Genomic DNA, 22,742 nt, shown 5'->3' with positions numbered 1-22,742 from the left:
ACGCCTATGAAGCTGTTTGACGAGATACCTCAGGCGCGCCCCGCGACGCCACTGCTCGATGCGGTCGAGACACCTCAAGCGCTGCGCGCCATGAGCGCGGCACAGCTGCGCCAATTGGCTGACGAACTGCGCGCCTACCTGTTGTACAGCGTCGGCTGTACCGGCGGGCACTTCGGTGCCGGGCTCGGTGTGGTCGAGCTGACCGTGGCGCTCCATCATGCGCTGGAAACGCCCCATGACCGTCTGGTGTGGGACGTGGGTCATCAGGCCTATCCGCACAAGATTCTGACCGGCCGTCGTGAAGCCATGTACAGCATGCGCCAGTACAATGGCCTGTCTGCCTTCCCCAAGCGTGCCGAGAGCGAGTTCGACACCTTCGGGGTGGGCCATTCCAGCACCTCGATCAGTGCGGCGCTGGGCATGGCGCTCGGCGCCCGCACGGCGGGTGAGTCACGGCGTGCCTGTGCGGTGATCGGCGATGGTGCCCTGACGGCTGGCATGGCGTTCGAGGCGCTGGCGCATGCCGGGCACGTGAAGGCCAATATGCTGGTCGTGCTCAACGACAACGAGATGTCGATCTCCGAGAATGTCGGCGGCCTGGCAAGTTACCTGGCACGTATTCTGGCCAGCAAGCCGTATACCCAGATGCGTGCCAACGGCAAGCGACTGCTGTCGCCCTTGCCGGGCGCGCTGGAGCTTGCCAAGCGTACCGAAGAGCACATGAAGGGCTTCATCAGCCCGGCGACACTGTTCGAGGAGATGGGTTTCAACTACATCGGCCCCATCGACGGCCATGACCTGCCGGCGCTGGTGCAGACGTTGCGCAACATGCGTGATCTGGATGGCCCGCAGTTCCTGCATGTGGTGACGCGCAAGGGCAAGGGCTTCCTGCCGGCGGAGCGTGACCCGATCGGCTATCACGCCATCACCAAGCTCGAGAAGGCCGCGCCCCAGGCAGCCGAGCAGGCGCCTGCCGTCACCGACGCACCGGCTCCCAAGCCGCAGAAATACTGCAGCGTGTTCGGCAACTGGCTGTGTGACGCCGCTAGCGCTGATGCGCGCGTCATCGGCATCACGCCGGCCATGCGGGAAGGCTCGGATCTGGTGCGCTTCTCGAAGGAATACCCTGATCGCTACTACGATGTCGCCATCGCGGAGCAGCACGCGGTGACAGTGGCAGCGGGCATGGCCTGTGAGGGCATGAAGCCGGTGGTGGCGATCTATTCCACCTTCCTGCAGCGTGGCTATGATCAGCTGATCCACGATGTTGCGGTGCAGAAACTGGACGTGACCTTCGCCATCGACCGTGCCGGTCTGGTCGGCGAAGACGGCCCGACCCATCACGGCAGCCTGGACATGTCGTTCCTGCGCTGCGTGCCGGAGCTGGTGCTGATGGCGCCGGCCGATGAGGCCGAGTGCCGTGGCATGTTGAGCTCGGCACTGGCCCACCCCGGGCCGGCCGCGGTGCGCTATCCGCGCGGTACCGGGCCGGGAGTGGCCACCGCTGCCGACCTGACGCCAATGGCCATCGGCCAGGGGGAATACCGTCGTCGTATCAGTGGCAGCCCCGAGGTGCGTGTCGCCATCGTCGCCGTGGGCAGCATGAATACGCCGGTGGCCGAGGTCGCCGAGGCGCTGGACGCGACCCACTTCAACCTGCGCTCCATCAAGCCGCTGGACCGTGAGGCATTGCTCGAGATCGCCGCGGAGCACGACCTGGTCGTGACCGTCGAAGAGAATGCCATCGCGGGTGGCGCGGGAGCCGGCGTGGCCGAGCTCTACCTGAACGCGGGACTGGCCCAGCCCATGCTGCTGCTGGGGCTGCCGGATGGCTTCGTCGAGCATGGCAAGCCGGTCGAGCTGCTGCGTGATTGCGGTCTGGATGCCGCCGGCATTCGCGCCAGTATCGAGGCTCGCCTCGCCAGCTGATCCTGGTGGCATGCAATACCGAAACGCCTGTGGATGACTCGAGCGTTCGAGTTGTCCACAGGCGTTTTTCGTTGCGTGACTGCCTGCGCCGAGACGGCGAAGGATGCATGGAATCTCCGCGACTTCCCGCCCATGCTGGATGACCATCAAGCCCTATGCTCAAGCAGCCAGGGCCTGGCCGGCGCGAAAGCCGTCACCTGCGCCAGTCACCACCGCAACGCCACGGAGTGCGCCCGACCATGTTGACTCTCTACAGCTACCCGAATTCCCGCTCGCTGCGGGTCGCCTGGACACTCGAGGAACTGGGACTCGAATACCGGATTCATGGTCTGGATCTGAAGGCCGGTGAGGGGTACAGCCCTGAATACCTGGCCATTCATCCCGATGGCAAGGCGCCAGCCCTGGTGGATGGTGAGCTGGTCCTGTTCGAGTCCAGCGCCATCTGCCGCTACCTGGCAGCGCGAGAAGGGCGACTGCTGCCACAATCGCTGGCTGGACAGGCACAGATGGATCAATGGCTCAGTTTCCTCACCACCGAGCTTGAGCAGCCGCTGTGGACATTGGCCAAGCACACCTTCGCGCTGCCGGAGGACCAACGCTGTGATGCCATCAAGCAGACAGCCCAATGGGAATTCCAGCGTGCTCTCAAGGCACTTCAGCGCCGCTTCGGTGGTCAGGGTTGGCTGGTGGCCGATGAATTCAGTGTCGCCGATATCTTCCTCGCCCAGACCCTCAGCTGGGCGCAGATGGCCGGGCAACCTCTGCCGGCCGTGCTTGAGCAGTGGGGCGAAGAGGTGCGGGCGCGTCCGGCCTGCGAGCGGGCCCGTCAGCGAGAGCAACAGGCCGCCGAGGAGCGTCAGCAGCACTGAGCCCTGTTGCCAGAACTGATGTCGAAAGCCGTCATGGAACGCCGCCACAGGCCAAGCTGACGGGCTGATCTGTCCTGCATGTCCTGCAATGAAGCCATGAGAGCGCTCTGAGAGCGAGTACACGCCACGAGGCGCCATCCTGATATCAGGGTGGCGCCTTTTGCGTTTCTGGGCCTTGGAGGCGCTTGCAGGACGCCTGGCGAGGTTGAGAGGTCGCCTTGCGCGTTCAGCGACGTCAGCCGCCCGGGGGCACCCCTGGCTGTCTGGTGATGGCTGACTCAGGTCGGCTCGAGGCAGTTAGTTCGAGCCAGGTCAGTTCGAGACAGTGCGGTGCGCCAGGGCGGCGCGAGGCAAGCCATCGATCGAGGATGGGTTTCAGCCATCAGGCGCTGAATGATGCGCTGTTTATTCTTTTTCGTATCTATTCATGATTCGATGATTGGTCTATTTCGTAATGATGGTCAACTATTGGTCGTTATGAGGGAGTAGGCAGCACTAATGCGATATGAGCGGCGACATATCCGATGAAAATCATGGGGTTGAGAGGTTTATTAGATTTTCATGACATGCAATCGATCAATTCGAGATCGGTGATCGCATATTGTCTATTTTTCGTATCATTTGTTGATTCGATATATGGTTTATTGCGGATCTTTTTGATAAGATGTTGATGAAAACCTCAATGGGAGTAACAACTTATGTGGATCTGGCAGCAGCCTGACTGGCCACGGGGGCGGTTGGAGGTCATGCCCTTGATGGGGCAGTTGGCGGCGACCCAGGCGGTGATGTCGCCACTGGTCGCTCAGGGACAGAATCTCTATCCCCGACAACGCCTGCGTCTCGAGGCGACGCTCCTCAGCGAAGAGATGGAAGCCAGTGCCCAGCTGTCCGGTGTGGTGCTCGGGCGGGCGGCGTTGCGTGATGCGCTGTATCAGGCGCTGGGGCTGGAGTCCGGCCATCAGGAGTCACCGCGCGGACCGGCGCCTGGTGTCGAAGTCTTCGTGGATGTGACGCTGGAAGTCGTGCGCACGGCATTTCAGCCGCTGACCCGCCAACAGGTGCTCGAGTGGCATCGGCGTCTGGGGCCTTTCCTGCCGCGTAGTAGTGGTCAGCCACTCGGTACATGGCGCGAGGCGCGCTACGAAGCGGTCAGCGGTCGTTACGGTCTCAAGCGCTTGCGTTATCGCGCTCCGGCGGAGAACCCCGATGCGCTGGACCGGGAGCTGGATGTCTTCTGGCAGCGTCTGGCGACGGAAGAACCGGATGTGGATAACTCAGGAGTATTGAATGCCCTGCAGCTGCATGCGCACTGGCAGGCGCTCGCACCGCTGGCCTTGGGCAACGGCTTGATCGGGCGCTTGCTGCTGATGCGTTGGCTGACACGAATCGATGCCCTGGCCGCGTTGCAGCAGCAGGGCGAGTTTGTCGGCAAGGTCGCCGAGCGCTGGGAGCCGGAAGCGCTGGAGCAACTCTGCTGGCGCCGCCAGGCGCTGTTCTCGGTGGTGATCGAGCATCAGGATGAATTGCGCGAGCTGGAGCAGCGTTATCTCGGCAAGCCTCAGACCTCTGCCAGCGGCCATCAGCTGCCGCCGCAGCTGGACCGCGCGCTCAATGGTGAGGTGGAGGATGCAGCGCCCGGTGACATGAATGTCTGGGCCGAGTGGTGGCTTTTGCGCCTGCGCGACGCCGGTCGTCGGACGGCCTTCCATTACCAGCGCGTCCAGCGCGCCGAGCGTCTGTGGCTGGAGCACGCGCGTACGCCGCTGAATGCCCGCCAGCGCGAGCTGGTACTGACATTGTTGGAGCGAGATGACGAAGAGGGCGTGGGTCGCGCCGAATACCGAGCCCTGGTTGATACCTCCGACCCTACCGCCGCCCGCGATCTCGCCGATCTGACCGCCAAGCAGGTACTGGAAAGTTACGGTGTCGGGCGCGGAACCCGGTATCGCTTGCCGGTCTTCGTTCCTCAGGAAGATAGCGCCACAGGGAAATAGCTCTTCAAGAAAATAGCGCCTCAAGGAAACAGTGCTGTGAGGGATGAGTCTTGAAGGGTCAAAAAATCGCGAAAAAAAGCGGGGAGGGTCATGACGACCCTCCCCGCTTTTTTGAGGTGGCTTGCCCGTGTTCTCAGTGCCGTGTTCTCAAACCTGTGCTTTCAAGCCGATGTGCTCAAGAGCGCTGGCCAGCGTGGCGGCCCCCGACTACGTCACACGGAATACGGCAGCACTGCGGTATAGATGGCAAAGAAGTGGCAGGTACTGCCACCAAGCACGAACAGGTGCCATATGGCGTGGTGATAGCGCAGGCGCGTCATCAGAAAGAAGATCACGCCCAGGGTATAGGTGATGCCGCCGGCGACCAGCAGGACGAGCCCCGTCTCGGAGAGCTTCTCGACCAGCATCGGTGAGGCGAACACGATCAACCAGCCCATCAGCAGATAGACGCTCACGCGCAGGGCGCTGAAGCGTTCAGGCCAGCGCAGCTTGAGGAAGATGCCGCCCAGCGCGAGCGACCAGATGATGGCGAATAGCGTCCAGCCGGTCGGGCCGCGAAGATTGACCAGCAGGAATGGCGTATAGGTGCCGGCGATCAGTAGATAGATGGCACAGTGATCCAGCAGCTGGAAGGCATATTTCAGGCGTGGGTGACGGATACCGTGATAGAGCGTCGAGGCCGCATACAGCACCACCAGGGTCAGGCCGTAGAGGCTGACGCTGACGATCTTCCAGGGGTCGACTTCGGCGGCGAGGCTGGCCATCACGATCAGCACGATCATGCCGACGAGACCCATGACGGCGCCGATGCCGTGGCTGGCGCTGTGTAGCCATTCCTCCAGCCAGGTATAGAGAGCAGGCGTTGCGGAGGTGTCGCGTGAATCTGCGTCATCGGCAGGCGATGCGCTGGAAGAGGGTGATGCCTGAGGAGGTGTCGAGGCGGGCCGTGTTGACGAAGGCGGTGATGACTGAGGTTGCGATGAAGAAGGCTGTGATGATTCAGCCATTGAGTCTTTGCGCATGGCGGTGTCTCCGGCGCGGGTTCGACTCCAGCCTACTCCTGGCGGGTGACGTCGTCATGTCACGCTCGCTGTGCCAGCCAGTCATCTGCCTATAAAGGAAGGGGGAGCCAATCAGGCTCCCCCCGCGCGTGGCTACTCGCTGCGCTCGATATCTACGTCGCTTGCCTGGGTGAAATCATCCAGTGCCATCATGTGGCCCAGCTTGCCCGCCTTGGTCGAGAGATAGTGCTCGTTGTGCGGATTCAGGCCGGTGGTGATCGGCTGGCGCTCACTGATGGTGACACCATCACGGGTCAGGGCATCGACCTTGCGCGGGTTGTTGGTCATCAGCTTGAGCGTGCTGACGCCGAGATGCTCCAGCATCGGCACACAGATATCGTAGCGGCGCATGTCAGCCCCGAAGCCGAGGCGCTCATTGGCCTCGACGGTATCGGCGCCGCCATCCTGCAGCTCATAGGCGCGAATCTTGTTGAGCAGACCGATACCGCGGCCCTCCTGGCGTAGATAGAGCAACACGCCGCGGCCTTCGGCGGCAATGCGCTTGAGCGCTTCCTGCAGCTGATAGCCGCAGTCACAGCGCATCGAGAAGAGGGCGTCGCCGGTCAGGCACTCGGAATGCACGCGGCCCAGCACCGGCGCGCCGTCATCGATGTCGCCCAGGGTCAGGGCGATGTGGTCCTTGCCGGTGGTCTCATCCTCGAAACCGTGCATGGTGAAGGTCGCCCAGGGCGTTGGCAGCCGCGAGGCGGCGATGAATCGAATGGTCACTGTTCACCTCGAACGCCCGGACAATCGCCGGGCTGAAAAAGCGCGGGCATGCGGCAGTCCGGCAATGTCTCGATGAGTCGCTCGAGATACCTGCGGCCAGCATGCAGTCATGTGGCGAGTTTACCAGTCTGTGGCCGATGACTCATCGCTCTGTATGGAAAAGCGTTGTTGCCGCCACCACCACAATGGCCGGATGACGCCAGCAAAGGGACTATAAGGTGGGGCGATTTGCCAATGTATTTGTTGCATCACCACGATGGGCGGGATTTTTCTCAGGCTCTGATAGAATGCCGAGACATTCCCCGAGCTGATGTGTGATTCCGATGACCTTGAAGAATGATCGCTTCCTGCGCGCGCTGGCCCGTCAGCCGGTCGACCGTACTCCCGTCTGGATGATGCGCCAGGCTGGCCGCTATCTGCCGGAATATCGCGAAGTCCGTGGTCAGGCCGGTGGCTTCATGGACCTGTGCATGGACACCGCGCGTGCCTGCGAGGTGACGCTGCAGCCGCTGGAGCGCTTCCCGCTGGATGCCGCCATCCTGTTCTCCGACATCCTGACCATCCCGGATGCCATGGGGCTGGGCCTTTACTTCGAGACTGGCGAAGGCCCGAAATTCCGCAAGACAGTGCGGACTGCCGAGGAAATCGCGGCGCTGAGCGTGCCGAATGTCGAGCGTGATCTCGACTACGTCATGCGTGCCGTGTCCACCATCCGCCGTGAGCTGAACGGTCGCGTGCCGCTGATCGGTTTCTCCGGCAGCCCGTGGACACTGGCTACCTATATGGTCGAGGGCGGTTCCAGCAAGGACTTCCGTCACGTGAAGGGCCTGATGTATTCCAATCCGGAAGCCATGCATCAGCTGCTCGACACCCTGGCGCAGGCCGTTACCGACTACCTGAATGCCCAGATTGCTGCGGGTGCTCAGGCGGTGCAGATCTTCGATACCTGGGGCGGCACCCTGTCCACGCCGGCCTACCTCGAGTTCTCGCTGCGCTACATGGAGCAGATCGTCGCCGGCCTCAAGCCGGACAGCGAAGGCAACCGTGTGCCGGTGATCCTGTTCACCAAGAATGGTGGCCAATGGCTCGAGCACATCGCCGCCACCGGCTGTGATGCCGTCGGCCTCGACTGGACCACCGAGATGTCCAATGCGCGTGAGCGTGTCGGCCACCGTGTGGCCCTGCAGGGCAACCTGGACCCGAATGCGCTGTTCGGTACGCCGGCCGCCATTCGTGCCGAAGTCGGGCGTATCCTCGACAGCTACGGCCAGGGGCCGGGCCATATCTTCAATCTGGGTCACGGCATCAGCCAGTTCACCGACCCGGGTAACGTCAATGCCCTGATGGATGCGCTGCACGAGCTGAGCCCGGCCTACCATCAGGATGACGCCGCCAATGCGACACCGGTTGCCCGCGGTTGATGGGGATGCCCTTAATGGTCTTTTCTGCTGTCACCCCTGTAGCTGCCTGTAGAAGGTGGCAAGCAGCAGGGCTGCCAGCAGAAGGGCGCCGGGCAGTGCACCCGGCGCCATGGCAGGCCGGGCACCGCGATGGCCGCAAAGCGGGGGCGTCAGCGTGACGCCGGTCGAGCAGCGTCTCATCCCGCGCCGCGGTTGGGCCCTCGTGGCGCTGCTGTGTCTGTTGCTGATCCTGTTCGGCACGCTCTCCCCGGGCGTGCCGCATCCGGAGCAGACCTTCCCTTGGGACAAGCTGCAGCATTTCTCTGCCTTCGCGTTGCTGGCGCTGACTACGCGGCTGGCGGGCTTGACCAGCTTGATCATCCTGCCGGTCCTGCTGCTGCTGGGCGTCGCCATCGAATGTCTGCAGCTGGCGATCCCCTATCGCGGCGCTGAAGTACTGGATGCGCTGGCGGACCTCGCCGGCATCCTCATCGGGCTGGGAGTGTTTCAGGGCGTCAGGCTGATTCTCCATCTGGCCCGCCTCGGCCCGGCCTCTCGCTGAGCCTCTCCCCCGGGCCGCGTGTCACCGATACGCGGCCTGACTGAAATTGTCATGCATCAACACTTTCCACTCCGCCCGTCTTTGGCTATGGTGCAGCGCCTGCGCCATGTTGGCGCTTGCCCGGCATGTAACGCATCACGACACGTGATCGTCATGCGGGCCGTGAACTGCCGGCTTGATGCTGGCGCAGTGCTGGTTGGCGCAATTTCCGATGGCCATCGTGCCGTCTCTATCCATACCTTGATATCCCGTCTGTGATATCCAATGCGAGGGTCCCCCATGACCGAACGTCTCGATGGCTCCTGGTTTACCGAAATCTTCGATCGCCACGGCAGCGCCTTCTCGCTCAAGGTCAGCCACAAGCTGCATGACGAGCAGACTCCTTATCAGCATCTCGAAGTCTATGCCACCGAGACCTACGGCAATCTGATGGTGCTGGACGGCTGCGTGATGCTGACTGACCGTGACAACTTCCTCTATCACGAGATGATGTCGCATCCGGCGCTGTTCGCTCATGCAGACCCCAAGCGTGTCGTCATCATCGGCGGTGGCGATTGCGGGACCCTGCGTGAGGTGCTCAAGCACCCGGGCGTGGAGAAGGTCACCCAGATCGATATCGATCCGGCGGTCACGCGTGCCTCCGAGCAATTCTTCCCGGCGCTGGTCGAGTCCAATGACGACCCGCGCGCCGAGCTGCTGTTCGAGGATGGCGTCAAGTGGGTCGACAACTGCCCGGACGAGAGCATCGATGTGCTGATCGTCGATTCCACCGATCCGGTCGGCCCGGCGGAAGGTCTGTTCAAGACCGACTTCCTCAAGCGTTGCCATCGTATCCTCAAGCAGGGCGGCCTGATGGTGCAGCAGAGCGAGTCTCCGCTCTATCACACCGATTCCATCATCAAGGACCTGCGCAACGACATGGGCGAAGCGGGCTTTGATAGCGTCGCGACCCTGCCGTTCCCGCAGCCGGTGTATCCGTCCGGCTGGTGGAGCTGCACCCTGGCGGGCAAGGGCTGTGATGTGAAGTCCTTCCGCGAGGAAGACGCCGCTGCCGCCACCTTCGCGCGTGACTTCTATACCGTCGAAGGCCATCGCGCCGCCCTGGTGCTACCGCCCTTCATGCAGCGCCTGCTGGAGAAGTGATCCGCATGCACCTTGCGGTGGCAAGCAAGCCCCATCAGGCACGAAAACGTGCCTGATGGGATGAACAAGCGTTGAGTCAGACAGACCGAGACATTGGTCGCAATCTGACACTCGCGCTACATCGCTGCACCGCCAACGGCCGTTTCGCAATGAAACGGCCGTTTTTATTTTGCACCGATATGAGGCGAACTGGTCCCACCATGAGCCTAACTGAGCGCCATTCGTGCGGAATGATCCGCCGCCCCACCCCGAGGATTTGGCCTATATCACTGGGCTTCAATGCTTTTTTCAGCGTTGAACGCAGCGGATCACGCGATAGGCGGAAATTGGAACGCGGCTTGCTATTGTCGATAGGTGCCATGCAATGCATTGCACCACTTCTGACTCGAGGCTGATCGAGCGGACTCCAGACTTTCGCGAGGGAATCACGATGCATAACAACAAGAAGCCACTGCTGATCGCTAGCGCCGCTGTCCTGGCCGCCTCCATGGCGACAGGCGCCAGTGCCGCGACCCTGGATAGCGTCAAGGAAAAGGGCTTTGTCCAGTGTGGCGTCAGCACCGGCTTGCCGGGCTTCTCGGCACCGGATGACGCCGGTAACTGGCAGGGCCTCGATGTCGACGTCTGCCGCGGCGTCGCGGCAGCCGTGCTGGGTGATGCCAGCAAGGTGCGCTATGTACCGCTGACGGCCAAGGAGCGTTTCACCGCGCTGCAGTCCGGCGAGATTGATGTCCTGTCCCGCAATACCACCTGGACGGCGACCCGTGACACCTCACTGGGCCTCAACTTCGCTGGCGTGAACTATTACGACGGCCAGGGCTTCATGGTCAGCAAGGACCTGGGCGTCTCCAGTGCCAAGGAACTGGACGGCGCGGCAGTCTGCATCCAGTCCGGTACCACCACCGAGCTGAACCTGGCGGACTACTTCCGCCTCAACGACATGTCCTTCGAACCGGTCGTCTTCGATACCTCCGATCAGACCGTCAAGGGCTTTGAGGCTGGCCGTTGTGATGTTCTGACCTCCGACCAGTCCCAGCTCTACGCGCTGCGTATCAAGCTCTCCGATCCGGCGTCCGCGATGGTGCTGCCGGAAGTCATCTCCAAGGAACCGCTGGGCCCCGTCGTCCGTCAGGGCGATGACCAGTGGTTCAACATCGTCAAATGGACCCTGTTCGCGCAGATCAATGCCGAGGAGATGGGGCTGACCTCCGACAACATCGAAGAGAAGAAGGCAGATACCAACCCGAACGTCGCGCGTCTGGTCGGTGCCGATGGCAACTACGGCGAAGCCATGGGGCTGCCGGCTGACTGGGCCTACCAGGTCATCAAGCAGGTCGGTAACTACGGCCAGATGTTCGAGCGCAATGTGGGTACCGGCTCCGCACTGGGTATCGAGCGTGGCTTGAACGCACTGTGGACCGATGGCGGCGTCCAGTACGCCCCGCCGGTTCGCTGATGCGCGGGCTCGCCCTGTACTGCGGGTGGGCCTTGCCCCTCATGACAGGCTGAGCAAGGACGCTGGCCAGGGGAAGTGAGCGTCTTGCTCCACTTCCTCTGGCCAGCGTCATGTGGGCCCCCAGTTGATGAGGCCCAGCCTGTTCCTCGTGACCCATTCATCGAGTGCCGAGAGATAACTGACCTGCCGTTCGATAGGACGGCAGGCGGAAGTCGCATAGCTTTCCGGCGGAGATTGCCTGTATGACACAACCTGCTTCTCGCCCGCCGGCCACGGTCAAGCCGCCATTCTGGCGTGACCCGGCCAAGCGGGCACTGATCTTCCAGCTATTGATGCTGGCAGGCGTGTTCGGTGTGTTGGCGATCATCGTCAGCAATACCCTGACCAACCTCGAAAGCCGTGGCATCACCACCGGCTTTGCCTTTCTGGACAACACCGCAGGCTTTGGCATCCTGCAGAGCCTGATCGACTATTCCGAGCAATCCACCTATGGCGATACCTTCATCGTCGGCCTGCTCAATACCTTGTTGATATCCGCACTGGGTGTCATTGCCGCGACCGTGATCGGCTTCATCATGGGGGTCGCGCGTCTGTCCCCCAACTGGCTGATCTCGCGACTGGCGGCGGTCTATATCGAAGTCTTCCGCAACATCCCGCTGCTGCTGCAGATCTTCTTCTGGTATTTCGCCGTTTTGAGAACCCTGCCGAGTCCGCGTGGCTCGCTGTCGCTGGGCGAGGCATTCTTCCTCAACGTGCGTGGTCTGTTCGTGCCGGCCCCCATCACCTCCAGCGGTTTCTCGGTGGTGATCGCCGTGTTCGTGCTGGCCATCGTCGCCAGCGGCATCTTCAGCTACTGGAACCGCCAGCGGCAGGCACGTACCGGTCAGCGCCTGCCGGCGGGCTGGATCTCGCTCGGTCTGATCATCGTGGCGCCGCTGCTGGCCTACTTCGCGATGGGCATGCCGCTGAGCTGGGAGCTGCCGGAACTCAAGGGGTTCAACTTCCGTGGCGGCATCACGGTCGTTCCCGAGTTCCTCGCCCTGTGGGTCGCGCTGTCGGTCTATACCGCAGCCTTCATCGCCGAGATCGTGCGTTCCGGCATCGAAGCGGTACCGCACGGCCAGACCGAAGCCTCACGGGCGTTGTCGCTGTCCGGTGGCATGACACTGCGTCTGGTGGTGGTGCCGCAGGCGCTGCGCGTCATCATCCCGCCGCTGACCAGCCAGTACCTGAACCTGATCAAGAACTCGTCGCTGGCCACGGCCATCGGCTACCCCGATCTGGTCTCGGTCTTCGCGGGTACCACGCTCAACCAGACCGGTCAGGCCATCGAGGTGATCGCCATGACGATGCTGGTCTATCTGACCATCAGTCTGCTGGTCTCCATGTTCATGAACTGGTTCAACGCCCGCATGGCGTTGGTCGAGCGCTGAGGGTCTGCCCATGTCGATTGAAAAGACCCTGTCACGGGTCACCGAGAAGATGATCGATTCCCGTCCGGCGCCGAGCGACAGCATCGGCGCGGTGGCCTGGCTGCGAGCCAATCTGTTCGCCGGACCGATCAATACATTGTTCACGCTGTTCGCGCTGTATCTGGTCTACCTGCTGGTGGTGCCCAGCCTGCAATGGGCGCTGATCGATGCCAGCTGGAGCGGTACCTCACGAGAGGACTGCACGGGGGAGGGCGCCTGCTGGGTGTTCATCAGTGCGCGTCTCGATCAGTTCATCTACGGCTTCTACCCGAGTGAGGAAACCTGGCGGGTCGATATCGTCTTCGCCGTCTTTGCGGCTCTGATCGCCTGGCTGGCGATTCCGAAGCTGCCGGCCAAGGGCTGGGTCGCCATCGTCAGCCTGGCGGTGTTCCCCTTCATTGCCTACTTCCTGCTGCATGGCGGCAGCTTCGGCCTCGAGATCGTCGGCACCCACGAGTGGGGCGGTCTGATGCTGACGCTGGTGCTGGCGGTGGTGGGTATCGTAGCGGCACTGCCACTGGGGGTCCTGCTGGCGCTGGGGCGTCGCTCCGAAATGCCGATCGTGAAGAGCATCTGTGTGGTGTTCATCGAGTTCTGGCGCGGTGTGCCGCTCATCACGGTGCTGTTCATGGCCTCGGTGATGCTGCCGCTGTTCGTGCCCGGTGAGGTCAATCTCGACAAGCTGGTGCGTGCGCTGATCGGCATCACCCTGTTCCAGAGTGCCTACATGGCGGAAGTGGTGCGTGGTGGCCTGCAGGCGATCCCGAAGGGGCAGACCGAGGCTGGCATGGCGCTGGGACTGGGCTACTGGCGCAACATGGGGCTGATCGTGCTGCCCCAGGCGCTCAAGCTGATGATTCCCGGCATCGTGAATACCTTCATCGCCCTGTTCAAGGACACCTCGCTGGTACTGATCATCGGGCTCTTCGATCTGCTCGCCATCGTGCAGGCCGGTCTCGCCGACCCCAAATGGCTGGGCTACTCCATCGAGGGCTATGCCTTCGTGGCGCTGGTCTTCTGGGTCTTCTGCTTCAGCATGTCGCGCTACAGCCAGTATCTCGAGCGCCTGCTGCATACCGGTCACAAGAAGCGCTGATCACGGCGCCAAGGAATCTTCATCATGACAACGACAACATCCGCCTCGCAGGGCAACACCGGCGCCGATGAGCGCCCGATGATCGAGCTCAAGGGCCTCAACAAGTGGTACGGCGACTTCCACGTGCTGCGCGACATCAACCTGAGCGTGCGCAAGGGCGAACGTATCGTCATCTGTGGCCCTTCGGGGTCCGGCAAGTCGACGATGATCCGCTGCATCAATCATCTCGAGGAGCATCAGGAAGGCGATATCGTGGTCAACGGCATGCCGCTGACCCAGGACATCAAGCAGATCGAGGCGATCCGTCGCAACGTCGGCATGGTATTCCAGCACTTCAACCTGTTCCCGCATCTGACGGTGCTCGAGAACTGCTGTCTGGCGCCTATCTGGGTGCAGAAGCGGCCGCGCCGCGAGGCGGAAGCGGAAGCCATGAAGTACCTGGAGCGCGTGCGCATCGCCGATCAGGCCCACAAGTTCCCCGGTCAGCTGTCCGGCGGCCAGCAGCAGCGTGTGGCGATCGCGCGCTCGCTGTGCCTGAGCCCGGAGGTGATGCTGTTCGATGAGCCGACGTCGGCGCTGGACCCGGAGATGATCAAGGAAGTGCTGGATGTCATGGTCGAACTGGCCAATGAGGGCATGACCATGCTGTGCGTGACCCACGAGATGGGCTTCGCCAAGACCGTCGCCGATCGCGTCATCTTCATGGATCAGGGCCAGATCATCGAAGAGAACGCGCCGGAGCCGTTCTTCAACAACCCGCAGTCCGAGCGGACTCAGCTGTTCCTCAGCCAGATTCTGGGGCATTGAGGCCACGGACTGATCGGATGCTGTAAGCCGTCAAAAGACAACGCCCCGCGTGATTTCCATCACGCGGGGCGTTTTCGTGTGTGAGTCGCAAAGTAGTTAGTGGGTGATCACTATCAATTCGTTCCTCTGAATAAAGAGGCTTGCCTAGAGGCTGGGCTCGGTGCGGCGTACTTTGCTGCTGCGGGTGTCTGGCAGCTCTTCATCGCTACCCAGACTTGGCTCCTGCGGCTTGGCCGCGGCCTTGGGCGATGCAGCGGCAGGAGCATTGGCAGATGTCGCCGTCGCCGCTGTGGCAGCGGGGGCTTCTTCGCCTTCGCGCGGCCAGGTGACGCTGCGCGGCTTGCCGACCCAGCTGTCGTCATTGTCGTGCACCGCCGGGCGGCGCGAGATGGAGCGCGTCACCAGCGCCGCGGCATCCAGGGTGTGATTGGCCCCGCGAATGCTCAGCAGGTGATGCGGCGCCATCAGCAACTCGAACAGCAGGCGCGTCATCACGAAGGCGAGCAGGAAGCCGCCGGCACCCTGCGCCAGTACCGGCCACTGCGCGACCAGCGAATTGTCAGGCCCGATGGGCGTCAAGTGCTGCAGCGTCCAGCCGCAGGCAGCCGCCAGCAATCCCAGCTGCAGCATCAGGTGAGCGGTGACCAGCACGCGCCGGGGCAGCGGGCGGCGCATCAGGAGCAGATTGCGCATCGAAACTTCTCCGAAAAAGACCACAGGATGAGGGGAGCGGTGGCAGACGGGCAGGCGGTACCCCGCGTTGGGCGGATGTTAGCACGCACTTCGCTATCGACGTCATGTCCGGGAGTCGCGACGGCCGTGTCGGTTCCGGCAACGATGGAGGAGCGTTGCATGTGGCTGGCGGGGTAAAGGAAAGGCCGGGCATGCCGATACAGAGGGCGGCACGTGCCGATGATGATGCCGGTACACCGCATGCCCGCATGCCTTGCCACCGAGGGCAGATCGACGCGCTCTGCGCTGGCGGCCCCCGGCCCCCTTCCCGATGGATTCGAACCAAGGAGTGGCGATGTTTGCCTCGTTGCGTGCGCGCATCACGTTAGCCTGTGTGGCGATAGTGCTGGTGGCGCTGGTGGTCGTCAGCAGCCTGAATGCCTGGACCACGTTCCGCAATACGCATGCCGATGAGAGCGACTACCAGCAACAGTTGCTGAGATCGAACGCCGCCCAGTTGAGCCAGTGGTTCAGCGTACATATCAATGCGGTGAGCGGAATCGCGGCCAGTAGCCTCGAGAACTTCCCCGATGCCGCCTTGACCCAGGCGATGAAGCAGGGCGACTTCAGCAAGACCTATGTCGGCTTCCCGGATGGTCGCTTCCGTTACTTCGATGGGCGCCCGGGGCGGGCAGGTTATGACCCGCGCCAACGCGGCTGGTACCAGGCGGCGGTAGCGGCCGGCAAGCCCGTCATCACGGCGCCCTATGTCGGAGCTACCAGTGGCGAACTGGAAATCAGTGTGGCGGCGCCGGTCTATCGTGGCTCACGGCTGGTCGCCGTGGTCAGTGGTGATCTGCCGCTGGCGTTCATCACTCGAACGGTCGCCGAACTCTCGCCGACGCCCAACAGTTTCGCCTTCCTGATCGACGATACCGGCACGCTGATCGCCCACCCGGATGATGCCCTGGTGCTCAAGCCGATGAGTGCACTCGCATCGGCCCTGACGCCCGAGACCCTGACCAGCAGCAGTCGCCTGGTGGCCGCTGGCCAGTCGGCACTGGTGGTCGATATCCAGCAGCGTGAGTACCGCATGTTCAGTGCCGAGCTTGATTCGACAGGGCTGGGTGATGCCGGTTGGCGTCTGGCGCTGGCCCTGGATGTGGCCGACTCGGATGCACCGCTTTATGCCCAGCTGTGGACCACGCTGGCCATGACGCTGCTGGTGTTGCTGGGAGCCGCTGCCGTGATGTCGTGGATCGCCAGTCGCAGTCTGCGCGGCCTGGCGCTGGTGCGTGATGCGCTGGTGGATATCGCCGCGGGGGAGGGCGATCTCACGCGGCGCATTCAGGTCAGCGGGCGTGATGAAGTCGCCGAGATCGGTAATGCCTTCAACCGCTTCGTCTCGACCCTCAATGGCGTGCTCAGCGAGATTCGCCTCGCCAGCGGTGCGGTGCAGACCGCCGCCGCCGAGATCAGCCAGGGCAGCCAGGATCTGTCGTCACGCACCGAGCAGGCGGCGGCCAATCTGCAGGAAACCTCGGCCTCGATGGAGCAGATTTCCGGCACCGTCGCCCAGTCCGCGGACTCCGCACATGAAGCTGACGGGCTGGCCAAGTCGGCCAGTGAGGTCGCGCGTCGCGGCGGTGAGGTGATTGGAGAGGTCGTCACCACCATGCAGGGCATCGATGATGATTCGCGCAAGATCACCGAGATCGTCAGTGTCATGGACTCCATCGCCTTCCAGACCAACCTGCTGGCATTGAATGCCTCCGTCGAGGCGGCCCGTGCCGGCGAGCAGGGGCGTGGCTTCGCGGTGGTGGCCGGTGAGGTGCGTACCCTCGCCCAGCGCTCTTCCGAGGCCTCGCGGGAAATCGCCACGTTGATCAGCTCCGCCAACGAGCGCACGCGCAATGGTGCCGAACAGGTCAGGGTGGCCGGCAGCACCATGAACGAAATCGTCGCCAGCGTCATGCGCGTCAGTGAGGTGATCGGCGAGATCAGCCATGCCACCCAGGAGCAGAATCACGGTGTCGGACAGGTCTCCAGCGCCGTAGCCGAGCTGGACCAGGTGACACAGCAGAATGCGGCGCTGGTCGAGGAATCCGCCGCGGCAGCGGATGCGCTTTCCGAGCAGTCGGCGCGTCTGGCCGAGATGGTGGGACGCTTCCGTCTGGATGGCCCTGCGCAGCCGCCCGCAATGGCGACACGCAGCGCTGGCACTCTCTCCGCACAGGACTCCAGCCCCCGCGCTGCCAGACCCGTTGCATCGGAGGAGCTGGATTGGCAAGCTTGGTAAGACCAGCAGCACGCAAGCCAGTCAGTCGCCAGTGACAGGCATCAGACGCCAGGGCCGCCCTTCGGGGCGGCCCTGGCGTTTTTGATTATCTGCTTTCCTGTCGATCTTCCGGCGTCGGGCTGGCGGGGTGGTGAGCGGGAAATGAGCGGCAAGGGTTGAATGTGCGCAAGGGTGCCAGCATGTAGTCAATTGAAAGCGAAGCGATGATCGTCATTCCTCATCAACGACGCCTTACGAGAGACAGGGAGTGTGTAAATGGTTACTTACATCGTTGCTGCCGACGCCGCCCGTGCACGTATCTTTGCCCGTGCCGCTGGCAAGGTCACCGAAGTGGAAAGCCTCGTACATCCTGAAAGCCGCCAGCATACCGGTGACCTGAGAACCGGTGGCAAGGGTGAATCCAGCGGCGGTCACGGCAGCCTGCATCAGACTGGCGATGATGGCGCGACCTCTGACAAGCATCAGGACTTCTTCGCCAAGGAAGTCGCGCAATACCTCAAGCAGACGGCCAATGACGGCAAGTTCGATGAGTTGATCATCGCCGCTGCGCCCAAGTTCCTGGGGGCGCTGCGCGACAAGCTCGACAAGCCGGTCGCCAAGCTGGTGACGGAAACCGTCGACAAGGACCTCTCCCACGAGAGCGCTGATGAGATCAAGGCACGTTTCACTGGCCTGACTCACTGATCACACCCCCCCGTCATCCAGAGACCAGGACGCCGCCAGCGGTAACGTTGGCGGCGTCTGTGTGTAAGTGGTCACTATTATTGTGATTCCCGTGACAAGAGGGATGGTGCCTTGATGCTCTGTGCCATCAGGCTCGGTTGCTGAAGGCCGTGCATGTGCGAATCACGGTACCTGCGGCAGGATGATCTCGTCACTGCGTGAGGCGCTGCCGCTCAGGTTGCGGCAACCGGCGACGAATTCGCGCATCGCCTGGGTGATGAAGCGATCACGATGGTGGACGAAGCGATAGGCGCGGGTCAGCTCCAGCCATGGAGTGGGCAGCTCGACGAGGCTGCCGCGCCGAAACGCATCTCTCAGCGCGAGGCGCGAGATGCAGCCGATGCCGAGCCCCGCTTCCACGGCGCGCTTGATGGCTTCGGTGTGTTCCAGCTCCAGCATGATGTCGAGGCGCTGGGAAACGCTGGTCGAAGGCCCTTCCAGGTGCGGGCGCAATGCCTGCTCGAAGGTGCCGCGTGTGCCGGAGCCACGCTCGCGCATGATCCAGCGTGCCGCCAGCAGACGCTCAAGCGTGACCTCACCCTGTGCCAGCGGGTGTGACGGCGCACAGAAGATGCTCAGCCGATCACTGACCCAGTGGGTCGCCTCCAGCAGCGGATGCTCCACCTCGCCTTCCACCAGCCCGATGTCCAGTTCGAAGTGCACCAGCTTGTCGATCAGCTGATGGGTGTTGTGCACGTGCAGCTCGACACGGCTGGCGGGATGATGGTGCAGAAAGTCACCGATGATCTGAGGCGCCAGGTAGTTGCCGATGGTCAGCGTCGCGCCGATCTCCAGCGAGCCGGTGGCGTCCTGCTGACCAAGCAGCTGCTCCAGCTCCTCGGCCTGGTCCAGCAGTGCGATCGCCTTGGGCAGCAGCTCACGCCCCAGGCCATTGAGTCGCAGGCGCTTGCCATGGCGATCGAACAGCCGGCAATCGAACTGACGTTCCAGCTCGGCCAGTGCCGTGCTGGCCGCTGATTGCGACATGGCCAGACTGTCGGCGGCCAGAGAGACATTGTCATGCCGCGCCACCGCCACGAAGACGGCCAGCTGGCGAAGACTGTAGCGCATTCGACCTCCCGGGGCATGCAGTGAAGGGGCAGAGGTGAGGAGGCGAAAGTGAACGCAACGCAGGATTCGCCGTCAGAGCGGACGGATCCTGCACGATCGAGGTTGAAATACGATTCATTCGCAACCAATATTGGTAAACTAGATAACCTATATCCAGATAAACCATTTAACGCATAACCCTGCAGTGACTACAATCGCTGCATAGTTCATTGGGTCATAAGCTGTTATTTGTTTATGCCAAGATAGAATATTGAATTCGAGGGGTCACGCCCCGGGAGGCCATCAGGTGAGCAGTCTGACCACAACCGAAGTCATCGACGTCCATCACTGGAACGATTCGCTGTTCAGTTTCCGCACTCAGCGTGAAGACAGCCTGCGCTTCAAGAACGGCCAGTTCGTGATGATCGGCCTGGAAGTCGAAGGCAAGCCGCTGATGCGCGCCTACTCGATCGCCAGCCCGAACTACGAGGAGCACCTCGAGTTCTTCTCCATCAAGGTGCAGGACGGCCCGCTGACCTCACGCCTGCAGCACCTGCAGCCGGGCGATCAGATCATGGTCTCCCGCAAGCCGACAGGCACGCTGGTACTGGACGATCTGCTGCCGGGCGAGAATCTTTACCTGTTCTCCACAGGCACCGGCCTGGCGCCGTTCTTGAGTGTCATCCAGGACCCGGAAACCTATGAGCGCTATGACAAGATCATCCTGATGCACGGTGTGCGCCATGTCTCCGAGCTGGCCTATGCCGACATGATCGCGGAAGAGCTGCCCAAGCACGAGTATCTGGGCGAAGAGATCGCCGAGAAGCTGATCTACTACCCGACCGTGACGCGCGAGGAGTTCCGCAACCAGGGCCGCATCACGGACCTGGTCGAGAACGGCAAGCTGTTCGAGGACATCGGCCTGCCGCCGCTGGATCCGAAGCGCGACCGCGCCATGATCTGCGGCAGCCCGGCGATGCTCGACGACATCAGCGCCATGCTGGATGCGCGTGGCTTCGCCATCTCGCCGAAGATGGGCGTGCCGGGTGACTATGTGATCGAGCGCGCCTTCGTCGAGAAGTGATCCGCGAGCATCACGCATGAACGGCAAGTGCTGAAACAAAAAACCGCAGGCCGATGGCCTGCGGTTTTTTGTGTGCTCATGTCAGCGGTCGGGGCAGCACGTCAGCCAGGGGCTTGCGCCAGAGGCTCAGACGGCGTCCTTGCCGGTCTCGCCGGTACGGATGCGAATGACCTGCTCCAGTGGTGAGACGAAGATCTTGCCGTCGCCGATCTTGCCGGTGTTGGCGACATTGGTGATCGCCTCGATCACGGAATCGATCATGGCGTCATCCACCGCGACTTCCAGCTTCACCTTGGGAAGGAAGTCGACCACGTACTCGGCACCCCGATACAGCTCGGTGTGGCCCTTCTGGCGGCCGAATCCCTTGACCTCGGTCACGGTGATACCCTGCACGCCAATCTCCGACAGGGATTCGCGCACGTCGTCGAGCTTGAATGGCTTGATGATGGCAGTGACCAGTTTCATCGTGTCTCTCCTTGGGTGATGGTGCGGGTAACGAGGCCTGCTCGTCACGCCGGTCTCTAACTCAAGCATACACCGCTTATCCAGTCAGGAAAAAAGACTCCCGCCAGGTGGCGGGAGTCTTGAGGCTGCAGATGCTGTCACGTCCAGGCTTACTTGCGGCTGGAGGTGAATTCCGGGTAGGCCTCCATGCCACATTCGGCCAGATCCACACCTTCGTACTCTTCTTCCTCGCTGACGCGGATCCCCATGATGGCCTTGATGATCAGCCACACCACGAGGCTTGCGATGAACACCCAGGCGAAGATGGAGGCGGCGCCCAGCAGCTGTGCGGAGAAGGTGGCATCGTCATTGGTCAGCGGCACGGCCAGCAGACCCCAGAGACCGACCACACCGTGCACGGAGATGGCACCGACCGGATCATCGATCTTCAGCTTGTCGAGACCGACGATGGAGAACACGACCAGCAGACCGCCGACGGCGCCGATCAGGGTGGCAGCACCGACGCTCGGTGCCAGCGGACCCGCAGTGATGGCGACCAGGCCAGCCAGCGCGCCGTTGAGGGCCATGGTCAGGTCAGCCTTGCGGAACCACAGACGGGCGAGGATCAGCGCGGCGATGACACCACCACAGGCAGCGGCATTGGTGTTGACGAAGACCTGAGCGACCGCGTTGGCTTCATCGATGTTGGACAGCACCAGCTCGGAGCCGCCGTTGAAGCCCAACCATCCCAGCCACAGGATGAAGGTACCCAGCGTGGCCAGCGGCAGGTTGGCGCCCGGGATGGCATTGATCTCGCCATTCTTGCCGTACTTGCCCTTGCGAGCGCCCAGCAGCAGCACACCTGCCAGAGCGGCGGAAGCGCCGGCCATGTGCACGATGCCGGAGCCGGCGAAGTCGCTGAAGCCCGCTGCGCTCAGGAAGCCGCCACCCCAGGTCCAGTAACCCTGCACCGGGTAGATGACGCCAGTCATGACCACGGCGAAGGCCAGGAAGGCCCACAGCTTCATGCGCTCGGCGACCGCACCGGAGACGATGGACATGGCGGTTGCCACGAACACCACCTGGAAGAAGAAGTCGGAACGTGCGCTGTAGTAGATGTCGCCACCGGAAGCGAGCGCTTCCTCAGCGGTATTCTCGGCACCGATCAGGAAGCCCAGGCTCGGCAGGAAGCCGCCTTCGGCGCTCGAGTACATGATGTGGTAACCGACGACCATGTACATGGTGCAGGCGATGGCGAACAGCGCCACGTTCTTGGTCAGGATCTCGGTGGTGTTCTTGGCGCGGACCAGACCGGCCTCGAGCATGGCAAAGCCGGCTGCCATCCATAGCACCAGGGCGCCACAGACCAGGAAGTAGAAGGTATCAAGTGCGTACTTGACCTCGATGATCTCGTTCATGCGGGGTTCTCCTTGTTATTGTGCGCGGGGCTCAGACAGCGTCGGCGCCGCGTTCACCGGTGCGGATACGGATGACATCGTCCAGCGGAGTGACGAACAGCTTGCCGTCGCCGATCTTGCCGCTGTTGGCCGCCTGGGTGATGGCGTCCAGTACCGATTCCACACTGCTGTCATCGATAGCCACTTCAATCTTGACCTTGGGAAGGAAGTCGACGACGTACTCGGCACCGCGATACAGCTCGGTGTGCCCCTTCTGACGTCCGAAGCCCTTCACTTCGGTGACGGTAATCCCCTGCACGCCGTTGTCGGCCAGTGCTTCTCGTACGTCGTCCAACTTGAAGGGTTTGATGATGGCGGTGATCAGTTTCATGTGCTGCCCCCGTTCGCTACCGGAATGATCATTCTTGTTAAGCATGGCCAGTCAGATGAGCTGGCGGCCTGTTCCTGACAAGTGCATCGCACGAGATGTGCCATGAGGCTGAAAATCCTTGTAACTCATCTGGTTATCGCCAGATGGCTGACCGTCTTTCGGCC

General features: G+C 62.4%; 20 protein-coding genes. 13 read left to right on the top strand and 7 right to left on the bottom strand.

What is annotated here, in order from left to right; genetic code table 11:
* The first annotated feature begins 6 nt into the window (after positions 1-6).
* From dxs to QQF40_RS05570, 3 genes are all read left to right on the top strand, one after another.
* Positions 7-1,929 (top strand): 1-deoxy-D-xylulose-5-phosphate synthase, encoded by a 1,923-nt coding sequence (dxs, locus tag QQF40_RS05580; protein WP_285460670.1) that lies wholly within the window; start codon positions 7-9, stop codon positions 1,927-1,929.
* 239 nt (positions 1,930-2,168) lie between these two features.
* The gene (locus tag QQF40_RS05575; RefSeq protein WP_285460669.1) at positions 2,169-2,798 is read left to right on the top strand and encodes a glutathione S-transferase family protein; all 630 of its coding nucleotides are present in this window, start codon (positions 2,169-2,171) and stop codon (positions 2,796-2,798) included.
* A gap of 698 nt (positions 2,799-3,496) precedes the next feature.
* Complete coding sequence (locus QQF40_RS05570; protein ID WP_282627856.1) at positions 3,497-4,792, top strand: DUF4172 domain-containing protein; 1,296 nt, start codon at positions 3,497-3,499, stop codon at positions 4,790-4,792.
* A 212-nt stretch (positions 4,793-5,004) separates the two neighbouring features.
* Here QQF40_RS05570 and trhA read toward each other — a convergent pair whose 3' ends face one another.
* On the bottom strand, positions 5,005-5,814 hold the full coding sequence (gene trhA, locus QQF40_RS05565; RefSeq protein WP_285460668.1) for a PAQR family membrane homeostasis protein TrhA: 810 nt from the start codon (positions 5,812-5,814) through the stop codon (positions 5,005-5,007).
* Positions 5,815-5,946: 132 nt separating this feature from the next.
* Positions 5,947-6,582, bottom strand: coding sequence for a GTP cyclohydrolase II (gene ribA, locus QQF40_RS05560; RefSeq protein ID WP_043331593.1), 636 nt, complete (start codon positions 6,580-6,582; stop codon positions 5,947-5,949).
* 323 nt (positions 6,583-6,905) lie between these two features.
* Here ribA and hemE point away from each other — a divergent pair, with 323 nt between their 5' ends.
* From hemE to QQF40_RS05525, 7 genes are all read left to right on the top strand, one after another.
* Positions 6,906-8,003, top strand: coding sequence for a uroporphyrinogen decarboxylase (hemE, locus tag QQF40_RS05555; protein ID WP_043331592.1), 1,098 nt, complete (start codon positions 6,906-6,908; stop codon positions 8,001-8,003).
* A 154-nt stretch (positions 8,004-8,157) separates the two neighbouring features.
* Positions 8,158-8,544: a VanZ family protein gene (locus QQF40_RS05550; protein WP_175088964.1), complete on the top strand. Its 387-nt coding sequence runs from the start codon at positions 8,158-8,160 to the stop codon at positions 8,542-8,544.
* A gap of 279 nt (positions 8,545-8,823) precedes the next feature.
* Positions 8,824-9,687 carry a polyamine aminopropyltransferase gene (speE, locus tag QQF40_RS05545; RefSeq protein WP_043331591.1) on the top strand — a complete coding sequence of 288 codons (864 nt, stop codon included), beginning with the start codon at positions 8,824-8,826 and terminating at the stop codon, positions 9,685-9,687.
* A gap of 430 nt (positions 9,688-10,117) precedes the next feature.
* Positions 10,118-11,143: an amino acid ABC transporter substrate-binding protein gene (locus tag QQF40_RS05540; protein ID WP_166019078.1), complete on the top strand. Its 1,026-nt coding sequence runs from the start codon at positions 10,118-10,120 to the stop codon at positions 11,141-11,143.
* A 242-nt stretch (positions 11,144-11,385) separates the two neighbouring features.
* Complete coding sequence (locus tag QQF40_RS05535) at positions 11,386-12,576, top strand: amino acid ABC transporter permease (protein WP_175088966.1); 1,191 nt, start codon at positions 11,386-11,388, stop codon at positions 12,574-12,576.
* A 10-nt stretch (positions 12,577-12,586) separates the two neighbouring features.
* Positions 12,587-13,711 carry an amino acid ABC transporter permease gene (locus QQF40_RS05530; RefSeq protein WP_285460667.1) on the top strand — a complete coding sequence of 375 codons (1,125 nt, stop codon included), beginning with the start codon at positions 12,587-12,589 and terminating at the stop codon, positions 13,709-13,711.
* Positions 13,712-13,789: 78 nt separating this feature from the next.
* Complete coding sequence (locus QQF40_RS05525; protein WP_043331784.1) at positions 13,790-14,518, top strand: amino acid ABC transporter ATP-binding protein; 729 nt, start codon at positions 13,790-13,792, stop codon at positions 14,516-14,518.
* 144 nt (positions 14,519-14,662) lie between these two features.
* On the opposite strand, the gene QQF40_RS05520 is transcribed toward QQF40_RS05525, so the two are convergent.
* Complete coding sequence (locus QQF40_RS05520) at positions 14,663-15,211, bottom strand: hypothetical protein (RefSeq protein WP_175088968.1); 549 nt, start codon at positions 15,209-15,211, stop codon at positions 14,663-14,665.
* A gap of 334 nt (positions 15,212-15,545) precedes the next feature.
* Here QQF40_RS05520 and QQF40_RS05515 point away from each other — a divergent pair, with 334 nt between their 5' ends.
* Both QQF40_RS05515 and QQF40_RS05510 read left to right on the top strand, forming a co-directional pair.
* Positions 15,546-17,489 carry a methyl-accepting chemotaxis protein gene (locus QQF40_RS05515; protein WP_285460666.1) on the top strand — a complete coding sequence of 648 codons (1,944 nt, stop codon included), beginning with the start codon at positions 15,546-15,548 and terminating at the stop codon, positions 17,487-17,489.
* 255 nt (positions 17,490-17,744) lie between these two features.
* Positions 17,745-18,173 (top strand): host attachment protein, encoded by a 429-nt coding sequence (locus QQF40_RS05510; RefSeq protein ID WP_285460665.1) that lies wholly within the window; start codon positions 17,745-17,747, stop codon positions 18,171-18,173.
* 162 nt (positions 18,174-18,335) lie between these two features.
* Here the strand turns inward: QQF40_RS05510 and QQF40_RS05505 are convergent, their stop codons facing one another.
* Positions 18,336-19,283, bottom strand: a complete 948-nt coding sequence (locus QQF40_RS05505) for a LysR family transcriptional regulator (RefSeq protein WP_175088970.1) — start codon at positions 19,281-19,283, stop codon at positions 18,336-18,338.
* A 286-nt stretch (positions 19,284-19,569) separates the two neighbouring features.
* Here QQF40_RS05505 and QQF40_RS05500 point away from each other — a divergent pair, with 286 nt between their 5' ends.
* Complete coding sequence (locus QQF40_RS05500; protein ID WP_043331585.1) at positions 19,570-20,346, top strand: ferredoxin--NADP reductase; 777 nt, start codon at positions 19,570-19,572, stop codon at positions 20,344-20,346.
* Positions 20,347-20,472: 126 nt separating this feature from the next.
* Here QQF40_RS05500 and glnK read toward each other — a convergent pair whose 3' ends face one another.
* The 3 genes from glnK to QQF40_RS05485 all read right to left on the bottom strand — a co-directional run bounded on the left by glnK (position 20,473) and on the right by QQF40_RS05485 (position 22,578).
* Positions 20,473-20,811, bottom strand: a complete 339-nt coding sequence (gene glnK / locus QQF40_RS05495) for a P-II family nitrogen regulator (RefSeq protein WP_024951507.1) — start codon at positions 20,809-20,811, stop codon at positions 20,473-20,475.
* 149 nt (positions 20,812-20,960) lie between these two features.
* On the bottom strand, positions 20,961-22,208 hold the full coding sequence (locus tag QQF40_RS05490) for an ammonium transporter AmtB (protein ID WP_175088971.1): 1,248 nt from the start codon (positions 22,206-22,208) through the stop codon (positions 20,961-20,963).
* 31 nt (positions 22,209-22,239) lie between these two features.
* On the bottom strand, positions 22,240-22,578 hold the full coding sequence (locus QQF40_RS05485) for a P-II family nitrogen regulator (RefSeq protein WP_175088972.1): 339 nt from the start codon (positions 22,576-22,578) through the stop codon (positions 22,240-22,242).
* Positions 22,579-22,742: the final 164 nt, after the last annotated feature.

It is taken from the genome of Cobetia sp. LC6 (genome assembly GCF_030264805.1).
Classification (GTDB): Bacteria; Pseudomonadota; Gammaproteobacteria; order Pseudomonadales; family Halomonadaceae; genus Cobetia.
The sequence above is the reverse complement of the archived record's forward strand: the minus strand, read 5'-3'. Positions and strand labels throughout refer to the sequence as shown.